Origin of the sequence: Microbulbifer variabilis, from assembly GCF_023716485.1 — a bacterium.
GTDB classification, from domain to species: domain Bacteria; phylum Pseudomonadota; class Gammaproteobacteria; order Pseudomonadales; family Cellvibrionaceae; genus Microbulbifer; species Microbulbifer variabilis_B.
In genome coordinates, this window is record NZ_CP092418.1 from 3815604 (window position 1) to 3835186 (window position 19583).

General features: G+C 49.4%; 19 protein-coding genes. 9 read left to right on the top strand and 10 right to left on the bottom strand.

Annotation, left to right across the window (positions count from 1 at the left end; genetic code table 11):
* Positions 1 to 240 precede the first annotated feature (240 nt).
* Positions 241 to 1707 (top strand): PLP-dependent aminotransferase family protein, encoded by a 1467-nt coding sequence (locus tag MJO52_RS16945; RefSeq protein ID WP_252083144.1) that lies wholly within the window; start codon positions 241 to 243, stop codon positions 1705 to 1707.
* 926 nt (positions 1708 to 2633) lie between these two features.
* Positions 2634 to 4112, top strand: coding sequence for a PLP-dependent aminotransferase family protein (locus MJO52_RS16950; protein WP_252083145.1), 1479 nt, complete (start codon positions 2634 to 2636; stop codon positions 4110 to 4112).
* Between the two features lie 155 nt (positions 4113 to 4267).
* On the opposite strand, the gene MJO52_RS16955 is transcribed toward MJO52_RS16950, so the two are convergent.
* The 6 genes from MJO52_RS16955 to MJO52_RS16980 form a co-directional block, all read right to left on the bottom strand.
* Positions 4268 to 5293: an alpha/beta hydrolase gene (locus tag MJO52_RS16955; protein WP_252083146.1), complete on the bottom strand. Its 1026-nt coding sequence runs from the start codon at positions 5291 to 5293 to the stop codon at positions 4268 to 4270.
* A 132-nt stretch (positions 5294 to 5425) separates the two neighbouring features.
* On the bottom strand, positions 5426 to 6028 hold the full coding sequence (gene msrA / locus MJO52_RS16960; protein WP_252083147.1) for a peptide-methionine (S)-S-oxide reductase MsrA: 603 nt from the start codon (positions 6026 to 6028) through the stop codon (positions 5426 to 5428).
* A 63-nt stretch (positions 6029 to 6091) separates the two neighbouring features.
* Positions 6092 to 7276: an iron-containing alcohol dehydrogenase gene (locus MJO52_RS16965; RefSeq protein WP_252083148.1), complete on the bottom strand. Its 1185-nt coding sequence runs from the start codon at positions 7274 to 7276 to the stop codon at positions 6092 to 6094.
* A 233-nt stretch (positions 7277 to 7509) separates the two neighbouring features.
* Positions 7510 to 7971, bottom strand: a complete 462-nt coding sequence (locus tag MJO52_RS16970) for a hypothetical protein (RefSeq protein ID WP_252083149.1) — start codon at positions 7969 to 7971, stop codon at positions 7510 to 7512.
* A gap of 24 nt (positions 7972 to 7995) precedes the next feature.
* A complete protein-coding gene (locus MJO52_RS16975) occupies positions 7996 to 9384 on the bottom strand; it encodes an aldehyde dehydrogenase family protein (RefSeq protein ID WP_252083150.1) in 1389 nt (462 codons plus the stop codon).
* An 81-nt stretch (positions 9385 to 9465) separates the two neighbouring features.
* Positions 9466 to 10839, bottom strand: coding sequence for a glutamine synthetase family protein (locus tag MJO52_RS16980; protein WP_252083151.1), 1374 nt, complete (start codon positions 10837 to 10839; stop codon positions 9466 to 9468).
* A gap of 162 nt (positions 10840 to 11001) precedes the next feature.
* Here MJO52_RS16980 and ppa point away from each other — a divergent pair, with 162 nt between their 5' ends.
* Positions 11002 to 11538 carry an inorganic diphosphatase gene (gene ppa / locus MJO52_RS16985; RefSeq protein ID WP_020412430.1) on the top strand — a complete coding sequence of 179 codons (537 nt, stop codon included), beginning with the start codon at positions 11002 to 11004 and terminating at the stop codon, positions 11536 to 11538.
* Between the two features lie 121 nt (positions 11539 to 11659).
* Here ppa and MJO52_RS16990 read toward each other — a convergent pair whose 3' ends face one another.
* The 3 genes from MJO52_RS16990 to MJO52_RS17000 form a co-directional block, all read right to left on the bottom strand.
* Positions 11660 to 12148, bottom strand: a complete 489-nt coding sequence (locus MJO52_RS16990; protein ID WP_252083152.1) for a hypothetical protein — start codon at positions 12146 to 12148, stop codon at positions 11660 to 11662.
* Between the two features lie 51 nt (positions 12149 to 12199).
* Positions 12200 to 13024, bottom strand: a complete 825-nt coding sequence (gene cysE, locus MJO52_RS16995; protein ID WP_252083153.1) for a serine O-acetyltransferase — start codon at positions 13022 to 13024, stop codon at positions 12200 to 12202.
* A gap of 142 nt (positions 13025 to 13166) precedes the next feature.
* Entirely contained in the window at positions 13167 to 13883 is a 717-nt protein-coding gene (locus tag MJO52_RS17000) for a M15 family metallopeptidase (protein WP_252083154.1), read from the bottom strand.
* A gap of 243 nt (positions 13884 to 14126) precedes the next feature.
* Between MJO52_RS17000 and MJO52_RS17005 the strand changes: the two genes are divergently transcribed.
* From MJO52_RS17005 to MJO52_RS17020, 4 genes are all read left to right on the top strand, one after another.
* On the top strand, positions 14127 to 14411 hold the full coding sequence (locus MJO52_RS17005) for a TfoX/Sxy family protein (RefSeq protein WP_252083155.1): 285 nt from the start codon (positions 14127 to 14129) through the stop codon (positions 14409 to 14411).
* Positions 14412 to 14616: 205 nt separating this feature from the next.
* Positions 14617 to 15501 carry a protease HtpX gene (gene htpX, locus MJO52_RS17010; protein ID WP_252083156.1) on the top strand — a complete coding sequence of 295 codons (885 nt, stop codon included), beginning with the start codon at positions 14617 to 14619 and terminating at the stop codon, positions 15499 to 15501.
* Positions 15502 to 15626: 125 nt separating this feature from the next.
* A complete protein-coding gene (locus MJO52_RS17015; RefSeq protein ID WP_252083157.1) occupies positions 15627 to 16682 on the top strand; it encodes a S1C family serine protease in 1056 nt (351 codons plus the stop codon).
* A 97-nt stretch (positions 16683 to 16779) separates the two neighbouring features.
* Positions 16780 to 17124 carry a Rieske (2Fe-2S) protein gene (locus MJO52_RS17020; RefSeq protein ID WP_252083158.1) on the top strand — a complete coding sequence of 115 codons (345 nt, stop codon included), beginning with the start codon at positions 16780 to 16782 and terminating at the stop codon, positions 17122 to 17124.
* Between the two features lie 34 nt (positions 17125 to 17158).
* On the opposite strand, the gene sfsA is transcribed toward MJO52_RS17020, so the two are convergent.
* Positions 17159 to 17872 carry a DNA/RNA nuclease SfsA gene (sfsA, locus tag MJO52_RS17025; protein ID WP_252083159.1) on the bottom strand — a complete coding sequence of 238 codons (714 nt, stop codon included), beginning with the start codon at positions 17870 to 17872 and terminating at the stop codon, positions 17159 to 17161.
* Between the two features lie 254 nt (positions 17873 to 18126).
* Between sfsA and dksA the strand changes: the two genes are divergently transcribed.
* Positions 18127 to 18564: an RNA polymerase-binding protein DksA gene (dksA, locus tag MJO52_RS17030; protein WP_152454721.1), complete on the top strand. Its 438-nt coding sequence runs from the start codon at positions 18127 to 18129 to the stop codon at positions 18562 to 18564.
* 78 nt (positions 18565 to 18642) lie between these two features.
* Positions 18643 to 19515 (top strand): tRNA glutamyl-Q(34) synthetase GluQRS, encoded by an 873-nt coding sequence (gluQRS, locus tag MJO52_RS17035; RefSeq protein WP_252083160.1) that lies wholly within the window; start codon positions 18643 to 18645, stop codon positions 19513 to 19515.
* Positions 19516 to 19583 lie beyond the last annotated feature (68 nt).

Sequence of the window (19583 nt, forward strand, 5' to 3'; positions counted from 1 at the left end):
GAAAAAAGGGTTTTTAATCTTGAAATTAAACCTTTAAGTACAATAAATTAACAAAACAATGTAGTTTCAAATGAAACCTTTTGTCGTATTGATACATCACAGTTCAAATCTGTGAAATCCATCAATTTTTTGCTTTGTAATTTTTAAAGAAGTTTAAGCAAATAATCATTTGATGACACGATGTAGATATAATACAAAAAAATAATAGAATTTAAGTTTGAATACTTCTTGGTGCAGGTAGTGAGTGCTCCAGACCTTTTTGACCTATCTCTTGATCGAAATCGCCCCCTTCAAAAGCAGCTCTATCAAATACTGATAGATTGGATAGTGAATGGGCGACTTACCAAGGGTACAAAGCTGCCCTCTTCACGAAGACTGTCTGAGAGCCTGAATATCAGTAGAAATACCGTTATCCAAGTGATAGAACAATTAAAAAAAGAGGGATTTCTTGTTAGTAAGGCAGGTAAAGCTATTTATGTCTCCAGCAACTTAGCTTTCTGCACAATTGAAACAGCCGAAAATTCTACTCTGAGCGAGAATAATCCAGAGTTCTCCTTACCACCACTCTCAGATTATAGTGAGACAATAAAATCTCACCCTAAACTTAAGTCGCGCTGGCCCACCCTTCTTCCTTTCTCACCAGGTGTGCCAGATTTAAAGTTATTTCCCTTTGCTATTTGGAATAAAATATATCGACAACACCAAGATAGGATACCAATTAGCGGGTATGGAGATCCACAAGGATACTTAGCATTAAGAGAAAGGCTAGCACAACATTTACTGGCCTCACGGGGTGTTCGTTGTACAGCTGAGCAGATCATCATCACTAACGGAAGGCAAGAAGCTTTAAATATATGTGCCCAAACAATACTTAATAGTGGCGATACAGTTTTAATGGAAAATCCTGGCTATGGAGGAGCTAGATTTGCTTTTCACGCAAAGAATGCAACCGTAAATTTGGTTGAATTAAATGAAAACCGACTGGATATAGATCAAGTAGTCAGAGAAAACAAACAAGCAAGACTCATTTATACAACAGCGACTTATCAACACCCTATGGGTGGGGTTATCCCACTTCAAGAAAGAAGCAAGCTACTCAATTGGGCTGAAAAATCGAAGTGTTGGATATTAGAAGATGAAGCCAACGGTATATTTTCATTTGAAGAAAAGCCTATAGCCGCCCTACAAGGCATGAAGAAACACACTCCAGTTATATTTATTGGCAGTTTTAGCCGTACACTTTTGCCAAGCTTCCGTTTGGGCTATCTTATAGTACCAAAGTCTGTTGTACCCTCTTTTGTAGATATTAAGTCCATACTATCAGGACCATGTAACCAGCTCCAGCAAGCAGTGTTAGCCGACTTTATTAATGATGGGCACTATGTGCGGCACATTCGCAGAATGCAAATAAACTATCAAGAAAAGTGGGAACACTTCTGTCAGCTAATTCATATTCATCTAGAGCCAGATGTAAAACTTATTAAAAGCAGTGCTGCTATGTTTGTAGTCATAAAAACTCCAGGACATGATGATACCTATTTGCATGAAAAACTTAACCAGAGAGGTTTCGGGAGTGCCCCATTGTCTCTATCTGACGCTAACAAATCAAAAGTATCCGGCCTAATATTAGGATGTGCCAATACGACTCACCTTCAACGGCAACAGTTCGTTGAATACCTATCGAAGCTTTTAAAAAAACAAGGATAGTTACCCGAAATTTTCAACCTTAAGCTGGCACTTACTATAAAAATAAACATAATAAAACTATTAAAAACCACCAGCCAGGAAATTATTACTGATACCTCTTAACAACGGTTTTCATCCACCTTAACAGCGTTGAAATCCACACCCCTACCCAATACAAAACTGTTGCTCACCCAATAAAGAAAACTTTAAACCTTATCAAGCTAAAATATTTAAGCGTTATTTAAAGAGCATAATACCGCAATTATAAACTTCTAGACATCAACAACCGCATCAACTTATCGCACAGAATTATATGTGATTGCACTTTATAAAACTTTGTCTGCCCCAAAACAAGTCAATACATAAAAATTATATATTGCACCATTCGCAAATGGGCGCATCTCAACTATATAAGTTTTTCTCACACCATAAGCCCGCCCCAATAAGTCACCTAACTTTAACATAGGGGAAATATCTTGCACTCCTAAATAAACAACTAAAAGTTAAACCGCTCCACTTACATTAAAACACCTTACCATAATAATACCGAACTCAAATTCAACAACAAATAAGGCAATTAAATCAATTACAAACAAAAAAAGTAAGGTCCAGTTTAGAAAAAACCATGGTACCACCCGCCGAAAGGTTTTCTAAGGTGGTAAACTTGGCAAAATAATTTATGAAAAAAATAAACTCTGTATCCCATACCGAATGATAACACTCCATATCTCTAATCATATCTGAAAGGAAGTGCAATAAGATTTAACCATCAAACATTATTGAACCAATAATAGATCTCTTAAATTTACACATACCATCCCAACTTAAAAATAAATTGTACAATAATGCAGCATGTAAAGCCTTACACAACTTAGATCAAACAGATGAAATTAAACTTGAAAGTTATCATTCTCCTATAAATTTAATTTTATTTAATGGTACCTACGGTGAGTGCCCCAGATTTTTCTGACTTAATCCTAAATCGAGACAAACCTCTTCAGAAGCAACTCTATAATGCCTTAATGGCACGAATAATTAATGGGCGTCTATCACCTGGAGTAAAACTCCCTTCATCCAGAAGAATGTCTGAATGTTTACAAATCAGCCGAAACACTGTCACGCAAGTAATAGAACAACTAAAAAATGAAGGATTTCTTTTTAGTGAAGCAGGAAAAGGGATTTTTGTTTCTTATCACCTACCACATTGTGTAATAGATTCAAACAAGTCAAATTTAGTCAGTGAGAGTGGCAATAACAACAATGACCTTCCAGTGTTATCAAACTATTGTGAGATGTTAAAATCTCAATCTTCTCTTATGGCACGCTGGCCACCAACCCTCCCATTTTCTCCAGGCATGCCAGATTTAAGAGCTTTCCCTTTTTCTATTTGGAATAAAATATATCGACAACATCAAGATAGGATTTCCATTAGCGGATATGGTGATCCAATTGGATATCTCCCTTTAAGAGAGAGACTTGCAGAATATTTACTTTTATCTCGGGGCGTTCGCTGCAACCCAGATCAAATTATTATCACAAACGGGAGGCAGGAAGCCTTAAACATTTGCGCTCAAACCATATTAAATCATGCTGACCCTGTAATTATTGAAAACCCATGCTACCGAGGTGCAAGAATCGCTTTTGAAGCCAAAAATGCAAAAATAAATTTTATTGACTTAGATGCAAATCGATTGGATGTAAGCAAAGTTTTACAAGCTAATATAGAAGCAAAATTAATCTATACAAGTCCAACTCATCAACACCCAATGGGTGGCGTTATTCCACCTTATGAAAGAGACAAGCTCTTAGACTGGGCAGAAAAATCTAATTGCTGGATATTAGAAGATGAATCTAATAGTGTGTTTTCATTTGGAGAAAAGCCGATAGCGGCTTTACAAGGAATGCGTGAAAACAGCCCAGCGATATTTATCGGTAGTTTTAATCGTGTATTAAAACCAAATTTACGCTTAGGCTATCTTGTAGTACCTAAGCCCGTAGTATCTTCTTTCACATATACAAAAGCCACACTCTCAGGACCTTCAACACTACTTTATCAAGCAGTAATAGCTGACTTTATTGCCGAAGGACACTTTGTGAGACATGTGCGAAAAATGCAAAAACATTATCTGGATAAGTGGAAGCATTTTTGCGAATTAATCACAAATAAACTCGAACCAAGTGTTAAGCTAATTAGAAGCAGTGCATCTATGTATGTTGTTATTAGTACACCAGGCTTTAATGACATCAAACTTGCACAAAAACTTAACCAGAATGGATATGGGAGTTCAGCGCTTTCCCTATCTTACGCAAATCAACCAGCCAAGTCTGGATTAATTATTGGTTGCGTGAATACAACACAGACTCAGAGAGAGCAATTTGTGGAGCATTTAAAAAACCTGCTAAAGGACAAGGAAAATTTCTTATAAAATAAATCACACCTTGCTATTTCCCTTCCCCAATCTCTGCTTAGACTGCACCTATGCTGGATAGGTACAGTCTAAGGCTACTTCACTATGAAGATATCCTGTAATATACATCCCAAATATTCCGCCCCTAACAAGCTTGAAATACACTATAAAATCTATGAGTTATGATCATAAAATTTTGAGATGCTATTAGTTAGCATAAATAATTTAAGTATACTTCTCACTACCGAATTAGCACTGATTGCCCCCCAAAAAAAGAAGTGTCCCCCGGGAAGGGATATTGAAAAGTGGCTACCAGAACTTTCAACTTGTTCTTGAAGACACTCCCAATGACTAGAAGAGAGGTCCTTCAATGCATTATCTCCAAGCACCCTCTTAATAAGCACTCTATTTCTAATAAACGCCCAGTTAGAGGTATTCAGTAATACGTTTTCCGCATCAGATATCGAATCACCATGAATAACTACAGGAAAAGGATAATCGTCGTAATTGAAAGTGTTCGCGGACTTAAGGCTCCATTCTAAGTCTTCTACAAATTGGCCATTCTTATACATCAGGCCCGCGCCGATCAATCCCACAGGGGTGGCCCCCAGGATCCTCTGCCGATAAATATCTTTTGAGAGAATAGTGTGGCCGTTATAGGTACTTTGATCTTCCAGTGCCTGAAAAAACCAGGGGTATAAGCTCTCCCGGTTTGCCAGTCCTTCTGGTGTCATAGCGATATTTTCAGCATTTGCTTTTGGCAAGAAGCCTGGAACAGCGGGATCTCCCGACATGGCAACAAACATCACTATTGAGAAGCTCTTACCAATCGCTTCCCTCCCAAGAGCTCCGGCAATCTTGCAACCCATACTCCAGCCACAGACGATCACCTCTTGCTGCAATCTATTCTCAGTGACAATCTTGTCAATTACTTCCGCGACCTGCTTACCCCAGTCTGCGATGGTGAAATTGGGGTAATATCCCTCAAAGGCCTTATTGGCGATGGGGAAGGATATAGCAAGGAAGGGGTGGCCTGAACAATGTACCCAATAACTGATAAAGTCTTCTTCTCTGGCCTCGGAGCAGCCATAAAAGATACGTGCCAAGTGAGAGTTACCCGGCACAAATACCATTAGAGGTTTGGATTTATCTGCAGCTATATAGCGATAAAGAACGGGGAATCCTGCTGCAGTGCTCATTACCTCCCCTTCTTGCAACCTGCCAGATTCGGTGTTCCCCATGCCGTTTACCACATCCCAATTATCCTAGTCAGCAGACTTATTCGCTTAAGGGCACCTCTATTTAAGAGATCAAAAAACACCCCAAACTCTTCAGCTCTTGCTCTTACCTTTTCCTTTACCCCAAACTTCCTCAAGCCGCTGATCCCGCCCGCAGCGAAAGCGGTAGTATTTATAGCGTAGGGGATTGCGCTGATAATAATCCTGGTGGTAAGCCTCTGCTGGATAAAAAGTAGCGGCAGGCTTTATCTGGGTGACAACTTTCTTACCCAGCTCGGCCTCTACTTTCTTCTTACTCTCTTCGGCCAGTTTCTTCTCTTCTTCATTACCGTAAAAGATCTCAGCACGGTACTGGTCGCCCCGGTCACAAAACTGGCCACCGGCATCAAAGGGGTCCACGTTGTGCCAAAAAATATTGAGTAACTCGGAATAACTCACTTTGTTTGCATCATATTTAACTTGCACCACCTCGGCATGGCCGGTGCCACCAGCAGAGACCTGATCATAGGAGGGGTTCTTTACATGACCACCGCTGTAACCTGAGGTGGTTTCCAGCACGCCATTCACTTTGTCATACGGCGGTTCCATACACCAGAAACAGCCTCCAGCAAAAATAGCGGTTCGTATATCAGGAGAATCCTGGGCATATCCGAGGGTAGCTGCCAGAAGAATAAACAGAGTAAAAATACCGCGCATAACGAATTCCTATGGAATGTTCTATTGATGGTTACTCTTCTGTCGACTCATAGAGGGAAACTCTTACAGTGTGACACTACCCTGGCAAGCACGCAGGAAAATATCGCGATATTTCACTGCACTAAACGACATAGGATTACTGGCTGCCGAGGGGTCTGCCGCAGCCATATGAGCGATTCTATCGGCATCTTCAGCTTTGATACCGATTTCAACCAGAGTGTGGGGAATATTTAATTGCTGACGCAGACCGAGAATCCAATTCAGCACGGCATCGAAACCGCTCTCGAACCTATCTTTGCCGGTCAATTGCAGTGAGAGGGCCAACTGCCCCATGGGAACCTCTATAGCGGGCCGGTTGGCTACAAGCACATAGGGCATCAATATGGCGTTGAGTAAACCGTGATGCTTGTCATATAGGGCACCGAGCGGATGTGCCAGGGCATGAATAGCTCCCAAGCCACGCTGAAATGCGGTGGCTCCCATACAGGAGGCTACCAACATCTGTTGGCGGGCTTTCAACTCAGCGCCAATCATGTAAGCACGGGGCAGATAATTCTTAATCAGACGCATCCCCTGTAGTGCGATGCCCTCTGCCATGGGGTGGTAAATGGGGGAATAATAAGCTTCCAGGTTATGCGAGAGTGCATCCATGCCAGTGGCTGCAGTAATCTGGGGGGGAAGATCCAGAGTCAGTTCGGCATCCAGTATGACGATATCCGGCAATAGTTTGGGGTGAAATATCAGGCGTTTTAGCTTCGCCTGCTCATCGGTTATGACCGCCACCCGCCCGACTTCCGAGCCAGTGCCCGCGGTTGTAGGCACGGCAATTACTGGAAGCATGCCGTCGAGGTCAACCCGCTTATAGTTATCTCCAATATCTTCAAAATCCCAAATGGGACGACGCTGCCCGGCCATTAGGGCAATCGCCTTACCGGCATCTATGGCTGAACCACCACCGAAGGCGATTACGCCGTCGCAATTTTTATCTCGTAACAGCTCGACACCACTGTCAATATTCTCACCATTGGGATTCCCCTTGATTGAGGAGAAAATCTCCACCTCCAGGCCGTATTCCTTACAAGGCACCAATGCGCGTTGAAGCAGTGGTATGCCTGCAATACCGGGATCCGTTACCAGTAAGGGGTGCTGCATATTGAGATCAGAGCAGGCTTTGGCAAGATCTGATATCCGGCCGGGACCAACCCAAATATTGGTAGGAAAATTCCAGTTTACCCGGTATTTATCCACATTATCCTCTCTGCCTTTACTGCCTAGCCATTTAAAATTTCTAGTTACCCACAGTCTCTATGCGTTTAACCGATAGGATAAGGTTAAAAACAAATTTTCTATTCATGACCTCAACGCTATCTGGATATTCCACCTGTAAAAGCTCGGGGTTATTATCCATAGGCCAAACTACAGCTGAAAAAAACGCGATTGTCATTTTATTAACTGGACCTTTAAAACCAGCAGAAGCATCATTAATCGACTACATCTTCTAAGGGCTCGATAGATTCGACTAACTTAATCACTGGAGTAAAATCCACTGAATGACAGTCACCTTGATAGGACGCAATCAGTAGATCGCTCCCATCCCCCAAAAACCAATTTGCCGAACACTTTTCTTCCGATGTAAAAGTGACAAAGTAACCTGAATATTTGCCAATCTGTACCGAAGAAACTGGATGCTCCAATGGGTGCATTTTTAAGAACACACTGGGGTCTCCTCCATTAACCAGCAACCCTTTCCTCAGAAAAAACCCCATCACATTGCCTGTATCATTCTGGCAAAATTCTATTCCCACATAGTCATTATATTCTCTGCGTATCGACCAACCATCAGGGACCTCTAGAGCAATATCTCTATAAACATAGGACTCCGCGTTTAGCACCAGGGGATAAGTTAAGAACACACCATAAATACAACAAGCAATCCACCTCACAACATTTCCCTCTTTACTGGTTTACTAGCCCCCAACTTTAAAGTGAAATGATTTGGGCCTGGTTAGCTGCTCAAACCCGACTCTGGACAAAGTACACCCCCTGCCAGATTGTTTAACGCCGCTCCAGGCCAATTCCGGGTCTAAATAGTCGCAGCGATTGAGAAACACTGTGCCCACTCGCAAGTGATCGCCAATTGCCAGGGCAGTTTCTTCATCTTGTGAAAAAATAGCTGCCGTCAAACCGAAAGGGCTGTTATTCATTAATTCTAGAGCCTCACCATCGTCATGGACTTTTTGCACCCCCAAAACCGGGCCAAAAGATTCATCGCGCATTACCCGCATTTTTTGCCGCACACCGGTAAGTAATTGTGGTGCCATATACTGAGTACCGCGCCTGTCCATGGAAAATTTACTGCTGTGCAGGTGGGGCTGGGCGCCCTGGGCCACTGCTTCATCAATTTGAGTGCGCACTTTGTCGGCAGCCTCTGCATTGACTAACGGACCCAGGGTTGTTTGAGGGTCATCGGGGCGCCCCAATTGGTAATCATCCACTAGTGCCACGGCGCGTTCGACAAATTCGTCGAATAGATTTTCCTGTACATAGGCACGTTCAATACCACAGCAAGACTGACCGGAATTAAAAAAAGCACCATCTACTACAGCCTCTACCGCCAGTTCAAGGTCCGCATCTTCACGCACATAAGCGGGGTCCTTACCACCCAGCTCCAGTCCCAACTGGATAAATCGGCCGGCAACGATACGCTCTATATTGGCCCCGGCATCCACAGAGCCGGTAAAAGCAATATGCTGGATTTCTTCGGCACAGGCTAAACGTTGCGTATTGGAATGATTGAGGTGCAAATATTGAAATACTCCGTAGGGCAGACCCGCTTCCCTGAAAGCCTCCACCATACGCTCGGCGCACAAGGGCGTTTGTGCCGAATGTTTTAATATGACCGCATTGCCAGCCAGCAAAGATGGCACCAGTGCATTTACCGCGGTTAAATAGGGGTAGTTCCAGGGGGCGATCACCAGGGAAACCCCCAGCGGTTCACGGCGTATAAAGCGGGAAAATCCTGGTTTAATTGGCAAATGGATATCTACAAGGGCCTCCTCTGCCAGATTTGCCATGGCCGTAGCGCGCTCTGCAAAGCCGTCTATTTCGCCCGGTGCAAAACGAATGGGTCTGCCCATCATCCAACAGAGTTCCTCAGCCAGGCGATGCTTGCGCTCGGTAAAAAACTCCACTGCACGGTGGACAATGGCAATACGCTCCACCAGAGGGGTCAATCGCCAGGCTTTTTGTGAAGCCGCCGCCCTATCCAGGGCTACACGAATTTCAGCCTCGCCGGCCAGGGCCCGCTCCAGATATACACTGTTATCGACAGGGGAAATACAGCGCAGGTGGTGCATATTAAATATTCCTTATCCGCGGCTTATTTTGATTTCCTTACCATCCAAAAAATCACAAAAGCGGGCTTTTAAAAGGGCCATTTAAATAATTTCAAAATACCTATCCAGCTCCCAGTCAGTAACATGGCGACGATACTCGCGCTCCTCCCATTCCCGGCTGGCGGCGAAATGTTCAATAAATTCACTGCCGAATAATTCATGAGCCGTCTCGGAATTTTTTAGACGCTGGGTGGCATCCCATAAAGTGGTAGGCAACGCCTGCTGTGCCTCTTGTGTCAGGGTATAGGCATTACCCTCAATGGGCGTACTGGGCTGCCACTGCTGCATGATTCCGTAAAGGCCGGAGCCCAGGGCGGCGGCCAGCGCCAGATAGGGGTTGGCATCTGCAGCGCCCAGGCGGTATTCCACCCGCTGTGATTTTTCCCCGCCGGGGATGGCACGCAAGGCCGTGGTGCGATTTTCGACGCCCCAGTTCGCACCGGTAGGCGCCCAAAAACCCGGAACCAGGCGACGATAGCTGTTGATAGTTGGCGCGAACAGAGCCAGGAATTCTGGCATCAGGCGCTGTTGGCCGGCGATAAAGTAACGCATGGTCTCACTGATTCCCTGGGGCTGAGAGCCATCGAAAAACACGGCATTGCCGTTATTCAAATCGCGCAGCGATAAATGAATATGGCCACTCTGCCCGGGAAGATCGCTGGACCAGCGCGACATAAAAGTCGCCATCAGGCCCATACGCTGGGCCAGCACTTTCATAAAGGTTTTAAACAATGCGGCTTTATCCCCAGCAGCCTCGACCCTATCCACGGCGATTGCCGCTTCGAGAACCCCCGGGCCGGTTTCTGTGTGAAGCCCCTCCAAAGGGAAGTCCATACACTCACCCATTTCGAGGATTTCCCGGTAGAGTTCGGCGTGAACCGAATTGCGCAGCATTGAATAGCCAAACCAGTCCGGCGTGAAAGGCTTCAGATTGCGAAAGCCCTTTTCCCGTACCGACTCGGGTGTTTCATCAAATAAAAAGAACTCGTATTCCAAAGCCGCGAAGGGCTCAAATCCAATAGCCCGACAACGGTCTACCACCCGCTGCAGAGCCGCACGCGGACACACGACCTGAGCCCGTTCATCAAACTCCGCCAGGAATAACAGCATATTGTCTTCAAAGGGAATATCGCGACAGCTGTGCGGCAGGATACGCACCGGCGCGTCTGGGTAGCCCGTGTGCCAGCCGGTATAACGGGTATTGTCATAGAGCTGGTCTTTAACATCCCAGCCCAGCACCACATCACAGAAGGAAAACCCCTGCTCCAGGGCAGAGAAGAATTTTTCACGGCTCATATATTTGCCGCGCATGACCCCATCCAAATCAAACAGGCCCACTTTCACATGACTGAGACCGCGCCCCTCAACGATGGCACGAGCCTCCTGAACGGTTTTTACCTCCCGCGCTTTGATCATGGCCATCCCTGCCCATTGTTGTTATCAATGTCCTACAGGATAGACCCGCCAGCCGAGCCTTGACGCCCCATATTTCCTTTAAGGGCGTGACTTTCAGCCGTGCCGAACTGCATATATAATCCGCGCTCCAAATTTTTCGTTTTACCCAGTTCAGGACCAGCAATGAGCTTCGACAAGATCCCCGCAGGTAAAGACCTGCCCAGCGATATCAACGTAATCATCGAGATCCCTGCCAACTCCGACCCCATCAAATATGAGGTGGACAAGGACTCAGACGCCGTATTTGTGGATCGTTTCGTTGCCACTCCCATGTTCTACCCAGCCAACTACGGTTATGTACCCCAGACTCTGTCCGAAGACGGCGACCCCCTGGACGTACTGGTAGTGGCACCCTACCCGGTAATGGTTGGCTCCGTGATCCGCTCTCGCGTGATCGGCGTTCTGAAAATGACCGACGAATCCGGTGTTGACGCCAAGCTGCTGGCGGTACCTCACACCAAGCTGACCAAGCTGTACGATCACGTTCAGGAAATTGGCGACCTGCCCGAGCTGCTGCTCAAGCAGATCGAACACTACTTCGAGAACTACAAGGCTCTGGAAGCTGGCAAGTGGGTGAAAGTGGAAGGCTGGGCCGACGCTGAAGAAGCGCGCAAAGAAGTGCTTTCCTCTCGCGAGCGCTACCTGAAAGAAGAAGGCTAATCACAGCTTCTCTTAAGCCCGGCACGATTTTGTATTGGCCGGGCTGACAGGCATAAAAAAACCGGCATCTAGCCGGTTTTTTTATGCCTGGGCGCTGTAATCAACGCGAATCGCAGAAGATCTAATTGAGATCCCATTGGGGAATATTGACTGGTGCAGCAACTGTTTCGGCCCGCTCGCTCTCATCCAGTAACAACCCCTCCGCCGCGCGCAGGCTGATATGTTCGGTGGGCACCTGCACCTCCGCTATCGACTCGCGTTCGTGGTCCTTAATCAGATTGCCCTCCATTGGCGCGAGCGTCCAGTTTGGAACGCGAGGGCCCTCTGGCTGAGGTGTTTGACTCGGTTCGGGCACCGGAGGGACGTCTTCAGGGCCACCCTCGCTTTTCAGATTGACCTGAGCCCCAACCTTGGCCAGGGTCGCTTGAAATTGCTCCGCCTGGGCGCGACTCAACCCCTTGCGCAGCACCAGCGGTCGACCACTAAACAGTTTTTCCACTGCCTGCGGGCTGCTCTTAAACAAGCGCGCCAAATTGGCCTTCACATCACCGGCAGTAAACCCGGCAATCAGGTCGCCGCGGAAAATCAGGCTATAGGTGGCTTGGGTCATCACTCAATCCCTATGTGTAATGCTGGTTGGATAATACTTGCTGCAGTGAGTTTATTCTTCGGAATCCAGGGTTTGATCCATGGTAAACGCGGGGGCCTTTTCTATCCGGCCACCGACTTGACGAGCGGGGACACCGGCCACTGTGGTGTGGTCGGGGACGTCCTGTAGAACCAGGCTACCCGCAGCAATCTTCACATCCTCACCCACCCGTACAGGCCCCAATATCTTGGCGCCGGCACCGATCATAACCCCGTGACCAATCTTCGGGTGGCGATCCCCGGAACCTCGGCCGCTGCCGCCCAGAGTCACCGAATGCAAAATAGAGACGTTGTCGCCCACCACCGAGGTCTCTCCCACGACCAGGCCCGTAGCGTGGTCAATCATAATGCCGCTGCCAAATTGAGCTGCGGGATGGATGTCCACAGAAAACTGTTCCGACACACGGCTCTGGAAGTACAGCGCGAGCGTCGTGCGGCCCTGCTTCCACAGCCAGTGGGCAATTCGGTGCGACTGCAGTGCATGAAAGCCCTTGAAGTAGAGAAAGGGGGTGAGGTACTGATCACAGGCGGGATCGCGATCGTACCAGGCACAGATATCCGCCAGCATACTGCGGGATATCCCTGTATCAGCCTGCAAGGCCGAAGCGATCACCTCCTGCAAAGCGGTGGAGGTGAGTGCATTGTGATCCAGGACTGAGGCTAACTGGTCGGCGATTGCGTGCTCCGCCGACTTGTGGCGCAGCACCGTATTGTGAAAATAACTCGCCAGAATTGGTTCATCCCTGGCAGCTGCGGCAGCCTCTGCGCGCATAGCACTCCATACGTCTCTGGGCTCAGTTTGGCTGTCGATATTCAGTTCCTCACCTGTCGTACTCATTTTCCCGGCGCTTTCCCAATGTATTTGATTTGTCTCACACAACTTTGCGCCATTGGGCCCGCGCAGCTTCGCAGGAATACCAGGGCCTTTCAAGCGCCATCCGGCGGTGAAAATAAAGCGTACAGATTTGCGTAGATTTTACTCAGAGCGGCATATCTGTCGGATAACAGTGATCCGGAATCCATACAAAGCGCGTATAGATGTGCTCCAGCTGCTCGCAAACCGTGTCACACAGCGCCAAGTCGCAGGAGCGCAACTGCGCCTCCAGGCGTTCGGGTGTCAACAGATGCTGTAGCTCCTGGGCTCGCGGTGCATAACTCAAATGCCAGCGCTCAGGTGCAACGCCACCGAGATCTTCGGCATAGGGACGAAACAGGCCGTAACTTTGCCCCGCGGCTATACGCTGATCCAGCCATTGGTGAAAAGCGCCAAAAACCCCATCATCGGCCACTTCCTGTGGGGTGAGCTGTACCTGGTAGTCCTCGGCTACAGCGGCGGCATCGATAATGTCGAAATCAGTACCCCAATGGTGGCGCGAGGCACCGGGCAGTGCCGACCAACGCAGTATGGCCAGCACTAACTCCTGCGGTGGCAGCTCAGAGACTTCAAGCTCTACGCCATCGGTGTTCAGCACTGGACGCAGACCTTGTGCCTTGTTATTCCAGATGGTGCGCTGGCGCTCAAAGCTGCGAAAACCTGAGACCACCTTGGGGTCAAAACCGGCATCTCGCGCATCGCGCCGCAGGCGCTGAAATGCCACCAGTGCCTCAGGGTGCAGCAGCTGTCCTGAGGGTGGATCGAGGATAACGTGCATATCGGTTAGCCCGAAGAGCATACTCTTAAGCGGTGTGGATAACATTTGGCTCCTATAGACAGGCGATTTTCAAAAGGCGGGCTAAAGTGAGTAAACCCCCAGCTATTACTCTACCAAAGAGCGGCATGGAATAAGTGGCCACTGGAAATGCTAGGCAAAGTAATAGGCGCTGTCTTAGGGCATGCGGCGGTTATCTTTGTTGGCAGCTTGCTAATTTATGTTAAGTTCAGCCCCGCGATTGGGGATTGATCGTGACTACTGGACGGAAAACCTTGCAGGGAAAACTGAATGCACCCAAGTCAATCAGAACTACTTAAGCTGAAAAATTTGGGGCTCGCCTCCGTTAACATCCTTCACTCCATTGGTATTCGCACCTACGAAGACCTCCATCGTATTGGCCCGGTTGAGGCCTTTATCAGTATTCGCAACCGCGGGATCAACGCCTCGCGCGTCATGCTTTATGCACTGCAAGGTGCTCTACTTGATGTGCACTGGAACGATCTGGACCCAGATCTTAAACAGCAATTGGTCACTGAAGCCGACCGCCTGCTGGCTACACAGAATTCAAACTAAAGCCTGTCACCAACAATTTTAGAAAGGGAAAAGCTACGCTGGGGCCCTTGCGCATCTGAGTGCCTGCGCAAGATGTACCGAGACGTTCGCACTGGCCCCTAATGCCTTACCCCATGCTACGGCTACGCAATAACTCGAGCTTTTGTCACACAAACCACCACAACCTATCTAAACTTGTCTAAGGGCAAAGAGACGGAGAGAGCCGATGTTGCGCATTGGGCTATTCCTGCTGACCAACCTTGCGGTATTAGTTCTGGTTGGCATCATCTTCAATATTTTTGGTATCGGGGGCATCCTTCAGGCCAACGGGGTCGACCTAAATCTGGGGGCACTGTTACTCCTCTGCGCTCTTTTTGGGTTTGGTGGTTCGTTTATATCCCTGTTTCTCTCCAAGACCATCGCCCGCATGAGTACCCGCACCCAGATTATCACCGAGCCGCGCAGCGCCGATGAGCAATGGCTGGTGGAGACTGTGCGGGAGCTTTCGCGCAAGGCCAATATCGGTATGCCGGATGTGGGTATTTTTCCCATGCCCCAAGCCAACGCCTTTGCCACCGGCTGGAATCGCAACAATGCCCTGGTCTCTGTAAGCGCCGGATTACTGCAGCGCTTCAGCCGCGAAGAGGCCCGTGCGGTGATCGGCCATGAGATCGGTCACGTGGCCAACGGCGATATGGTAACTCTGGCGTTGATTCAGGGAGTGGTGAATACCTTTGTGATGTTCTTCGCACGGCTGGTCGGTTTCTTTGTCGACCGGGTGATACTGCGCAATGAGCAAGGCCTTGGCATCGGCTATTACGTTACTTCTATCGTGATGGATATAATTTTTGGCTTCCTCGCCATGTTTATCATCGCTTGGTTCAGCCGCCGTCGGGAGTATCGCGCAGACCACGCCGGCGCCACCCTCGCCAGCCCCAATTCAATGATCGCCGCACTGCAACGGCTCAAAGTGGAATCTGAACGGGGTCACGAAGAACCGCTGCCGGGCAATATGAAAGCCTTCGGTATTTTCGGCAATATGGGCGCACTATTAGCCACCCATCCGCCGCTGGATGATCGTATCCTGGCCCTGCAAAACTTCCGTAAGTAATAACCCAGATTGCTGTTGGCACGTTTTAGGGGCGGGTTTTAATTCATTGCCGCGCCCCCATCTTCACTCCCTCACAACGAGCAAAGTAAACTTTTCATTAAAGTGCTAAAGCGAAGACAGCGACCATGACACCGCTTAAAACTCTGCCCACTATTCTGTCGATCCTTTTATTCATTCTCAGTGCTCCCCTGTACGCAGAGGTACAGGAGTTCGCCACAGATGATGAACGCAACACCATGCAGGTGTTTAATTTTGCCAGCCCCTCTGTGGTGTATGTCACCAATGAAACCCTGGTTCGCGATCGCAGAACCCTGCGCCTGCACGCAGTACCCAAAGGCGCCGGCAGTGGATTTATCTGGGATGAACAGGGTCACGTTGTGACCAATTTCCATGTCATCGAGGGCGCGCGTAAAGTCACAATCACCCTGCAGGACCGCAGTGAGTGGCCCGCCACTGTAGTGGGTTCCGCTCCCGAAAAAGATCTGGCGGTGTTGAAAATCGAGGCTCCGAAAAAATTACTTAAACCACTGGTTGCCGGTACCTCCAGTGAACTCTCTGTGGGCCGAAAAGTACTCGCCATCGGCAACCCTTTTGGCCTTGATACTACCCTAACCACCGGAGTGGTCAGCGCGTTGGGGCGTGAAATCGAGGCCGCCAACAACCGCACCATTCGCAATGTGATCCAAACCGATGCCGCCATTAATCCCGGCAACTCTGGCGGTCCCCTGCTCGATTCCCTCGGCCGTCTGATCGGGGTAAATACCGCTATCTATAGCCCCAGCGGTGCCAGTGTGGGCATCGGTTTTGCTATTCCTGTGGATACTGTAAAGAAAATAGTGCCGCAACTGATTAACTACGGCCGCCTGGTGCGACCGATTCTCGGCATTGAATCCGCACCGGACCAGTGGAGCAGCCGCTACGGTTTTGAAGGTGTGGCGGTGCTGCGCACAGCCCCTGGTATGCCGGCGGAAAAAGCCGGTTTACAAGGCATTTATCGCACACGCCAAGGGGGCTGGCAGCTCGGAGACGTTATCGTGGAAGTCGAACAGCAACCCGTCCGCAGCTACGACGACCTGCTCAATGCACTTGAGAAGTACCGCGCCGGCGACCAGATCACTTTGGGGATAATGCGCAACGGGACAATCCGCTACACCTCGATTACACTCGCGGCGCCCCAATAAATCGGGGCAGAATCTGGCGCAGCTTCCCCAAATCAACCTATCTGGAGAGAAGGCGCCGCAATAACGAATAAATAATTGCGCCTAAGGCCGACCAGTTATGCAGAAATACTTCCTGTGCCGTTACGAGGAATTAGCGGAAGGGCAATCCAAGGGCTTCTCCCTCGGTGACACCGCCGCCGGCACCGACAATGTGTTTGCGGTAATGAAAGGGGGCGAGGTTTTCGCCTATAAAAACACCTGCCCCCATCGCGGTATCAATCTCGACTGGCAGGAAGACCAGTTCCTCGATCCCGATGGCGCACTGATCCAATGCGCCTCCCATGGGGCGCTGTTCACCATTGAAACCGGCGAATGTATTGCCGGGCCCTGCACCGGCGATTCACTTACTCCCATCCCCGTGGAATACGCCCAAGACGGCCTCTACGCCCTGCTGCCTGAATAAGATTTTACTGGCTGGGTGGCCCCCACCCGACCAGTTACTCTAAATTCCCTCTGCGAAACGGCAGAGCTTCGCCTAAAACGATTTCATCGGCGCTCATCCGCGCACGGTAAGCGAGCACCTGCACACCGGCTGAGATAGCACTGTCGAGAGCTTTAGCATAAGCCGGGTCGATTTCTCGCGCTGCCTCTACGCTATCTATGCTACTGTGCTGTACACAGTAAAAAAGCACTGCACGCACACCACTCTCAGCCAATTTCTGTAACTCACGCAGGTGCTTAGCACCGCGAGCACTCACCGCATCGGGAAAATAACCCCGCGCACCATCCGCCAGGGTGACATTCTTAACCTCCACATAGCAGTCGCCAGCATCGCCAGACAACAGAAAATCGATGCGGCTGTTTTCTTCGCCATAACGCACTTCCCGACGCAGGGATTCATACCCTTGCAACTCACTAACCACACCGGAATTTATTGCCTCTTCCACCAGGGCATTCGCGCGCCCAGTATTAACGCCGGCCAGAGATCCATCCGGTGTTGTACAAATTTCCAGCGTGTGGCGGTACTTGCGCTTGGGATTGCCCGAGTCCGAATACCAACAGGCGCCGCCTTCGATCCAGCAATTTTTCATAGAACCGGTATTTGGGCAGTGGATGGTAAATTTCTCGCCATCAGCCGTCTCCACATCAGCGAGGAAACGTTTATAGCGGCGCAACAGGGTGGCCTTTTGTAACTCAGGGGAAAACTTCACTGGCTGGCACTCTTGTACATTTCAGCGCCACAAAATAGCAGACAACTATTTGTGGCGCGAATCGCGCAGATTTGATAGCTTCCTCGCTCTCGGTCGCCGGGGTACCGGCAATCGGGGCAAGGATTAGCCTGCCACCGAAACTGATTTGATAGGTGAAAAAAGCATCACCCAAAAAGATTCCGGTCTAGGCTAGATTGAATTTGGTGGTATCGCCCCCATTATCGGGGGCCCGTAAAGAAAGAGAGGCAACGACTATGCCCAAAACTGCTGCGAGCACCGATTCTCTGCACGGCTTTGAGCCCTACAAGGAGACTAAGGGCGAAGAGTACATGAATGAGAAGCAGCAGGAGCATTTCCGCAACTTGCTGTTGGCCTGGAAGGCCGAACTGATGGCGGAAGTGGACCGCACCGTTTCCCACATGAAAGACGAGGCTGCAAACTTTCCCGATCCCGCTGATCGTGCGAGCCAGGAAGAGGAGTTCAGCCTTGAACTTCGCACCCGCGATCGCGAGCGCAAGCTGATTAAGAAAATCGACGCCACCCTGGAGCTGATCGACCAGGATGATTACGGTTTCTGTGAAGCTTGTGGGGTCGATATTGGTATCCGCCGTCTTGAAGCGCGCCCCACCGCAACCCTGTGTGTGGACTGCAAAACCCTGGCGGAAATCAAAGAAAAACAGCTTTCCGGCTGATTTTTCCCCATCGTATTGCGGCGATCACCCTTGATCGCCCGGCTCGACAGGGCGGTCGACGGGACCGCCCCTATCACTTTGAATAGTAAAACGCCCTATTTCGGTCGCTTCGCGCCTTCGCCGAGCGGTCCTCTGCATTTCGGCTCGCTAGTGTGCGCACTCGGCAGCTATCTGGACGCCCTTGCGCATGGCGGGCACTGGCTCGTGCGCATGGAAGATCTCGACCCCCCGCGCGAGGAGCCCGGCGCAGCCACTCGAATACTGAAATCCCTGGAATCCCATGGGCTGCACTGGCACGGCCCCGTGGTGTGGCAAAGTAAGCGCCACGCCCAGTACGAGGCAGTTCTGTCACAGTTACGCCAACGCGGACTCCTATATCCATGTCATTGCTCACGCAGCCAGATCCGTCAAAATGGTGGGCACGACAATCAAGCCTGCCGGATAAAAGACGAGGGCACAGGTGCCTGCGCCCTGCGCCTGTCCTGTGCCGGAGGTGAGGAGCACTTCGAAGATATCTGGCGCGGGCCCCAATCCCAGCCAGTGCGCGAAGACACCATTCTCAAGCGCCGCGATGGCCTCTACGCCTATCAGCTGGCGGTAGTGGTCGATGATATTGCCCAGGGCATTACTCATATCGTGCGCGGAACGGACCTGCTCGACACCACCGCTGCACAAATTCGTCTGTTTCACCTACTCGATAACAGAGCACCGATCTTCGGCCACCTGCCGCTGGTCATGGGACCGGGGGGGGCGCAAAAACTCAGCAAACAAAACCACGCACCGGCTATCGACGACAACCGAGCCGCCAGCAATCTCTGCACCGCACTGGATTTTCTCGGCTTTCATGTCGCGGATGGGCTGGAGGGCGAGGCGCCAGAACATATTCTCAAGTGGGCTGCTGCACGCTGGCAGCGTCATCAGATCGATAAACGCGACCGACAATTGCACTGATCGTTGGAGGCAATTAACATTTTTGCGCCAGCCGACAGGCTCGCCATTTAACTTTTCACCCTCCACGC

Excerpts from the sequence above, each read along its gene's own strand:
- MJO52_RS17005 (WP_252083155.1), top strand. The coding sequence starts at position 14,127 with ATGCACCCAAGTCAATCAGAACTACTTAAGCTGAAAAATTTGGGGCTC.
- msrA (WP_252083147.1), bottom strand. The coding sequence starts at position 6,028 with ATGCGCGGTATTTTTACTCTGTTTATTCTTCTGGCAGCTACCCTCGGA.
- MJO52_RS17015 (WP_252083157.1), top strand. The coding sequence starts at position 15,627 with ATGACACCGCTTAAAACTCTGCCCACTATTCTGTCGATCCTTTTATTC.
- MJO52_RS16980 (WP_252083151.1), bottom strand. The coding sequence starts at position 10,839 with ATGATCAAAGCGCGGGAGGTAAAAACCGTTCAGGAGGCTCGTGCCATC.
- MJO52_RS17000 (WP_252083154.1), bottom strand. The coding sequence starts at position 13,883 with ATGTTATCCACACCGCTTAAGAGTATGCTCTTCGGGCTAACCGATATG.
- MJO52_RS17020 (WP_252083158.1), top strand. The coding sequence starts at position 16,780 with ATGCAGAAATACTTCCTGTGCCGTTACGAGGAATTAGCGGAAGGGCAA.
- MJO52_RS16955 (WP_252083146.1), bottom strand. The coding sequence starts at position 5,293 with ATGAGCACTGCAGCAGGATTCCCCGTTCTTTATCGCTATATAGCTGCA.
- htpX (WP_252083156.1), top strand. The coding sequence starts at position 14,617 with ATGTTGCGCATTGGGCTATTCCTGCTGACCAACCTTGCGGTATTAGTT.
- MJO52_RS16975 (WP_252083150.1), bottom strand. The coding sequence starts at position 9,384 with ATGCACCACCTGCGCTGTATTTCCCCTGTCGATAACAGTGTATATCTG.
- cysE (WP_252083153.1), bottom strand. The coding sequence starts at position 13,024 with ATGAGTACGACAGGTGAGGAACTGAATATCGACAGCCAAACTGAGCCC.
- ppa (WP_020412430.1), top strand. The coding sequence starts at position 11,002 with ATGAGCTTCGACAAGATCCCCGCAGGTAAAGACCTGCCCAGCGATATC.
- MJO52_RS16990 (WP_252083152.1), bottom strand. The coding sequence starts at position 12,148 with ATGACCCAAGCCACCTATAGCCTGATTTTCCGCGGCGACCTGATTGCC.
- dksA (WP_152454721.1), top strand. The coding sequence starts at position 18,127 with ATGCCCAAAACTGCTGCGAGCACCGATTCTCTGCACGGCTTTGAGCCC.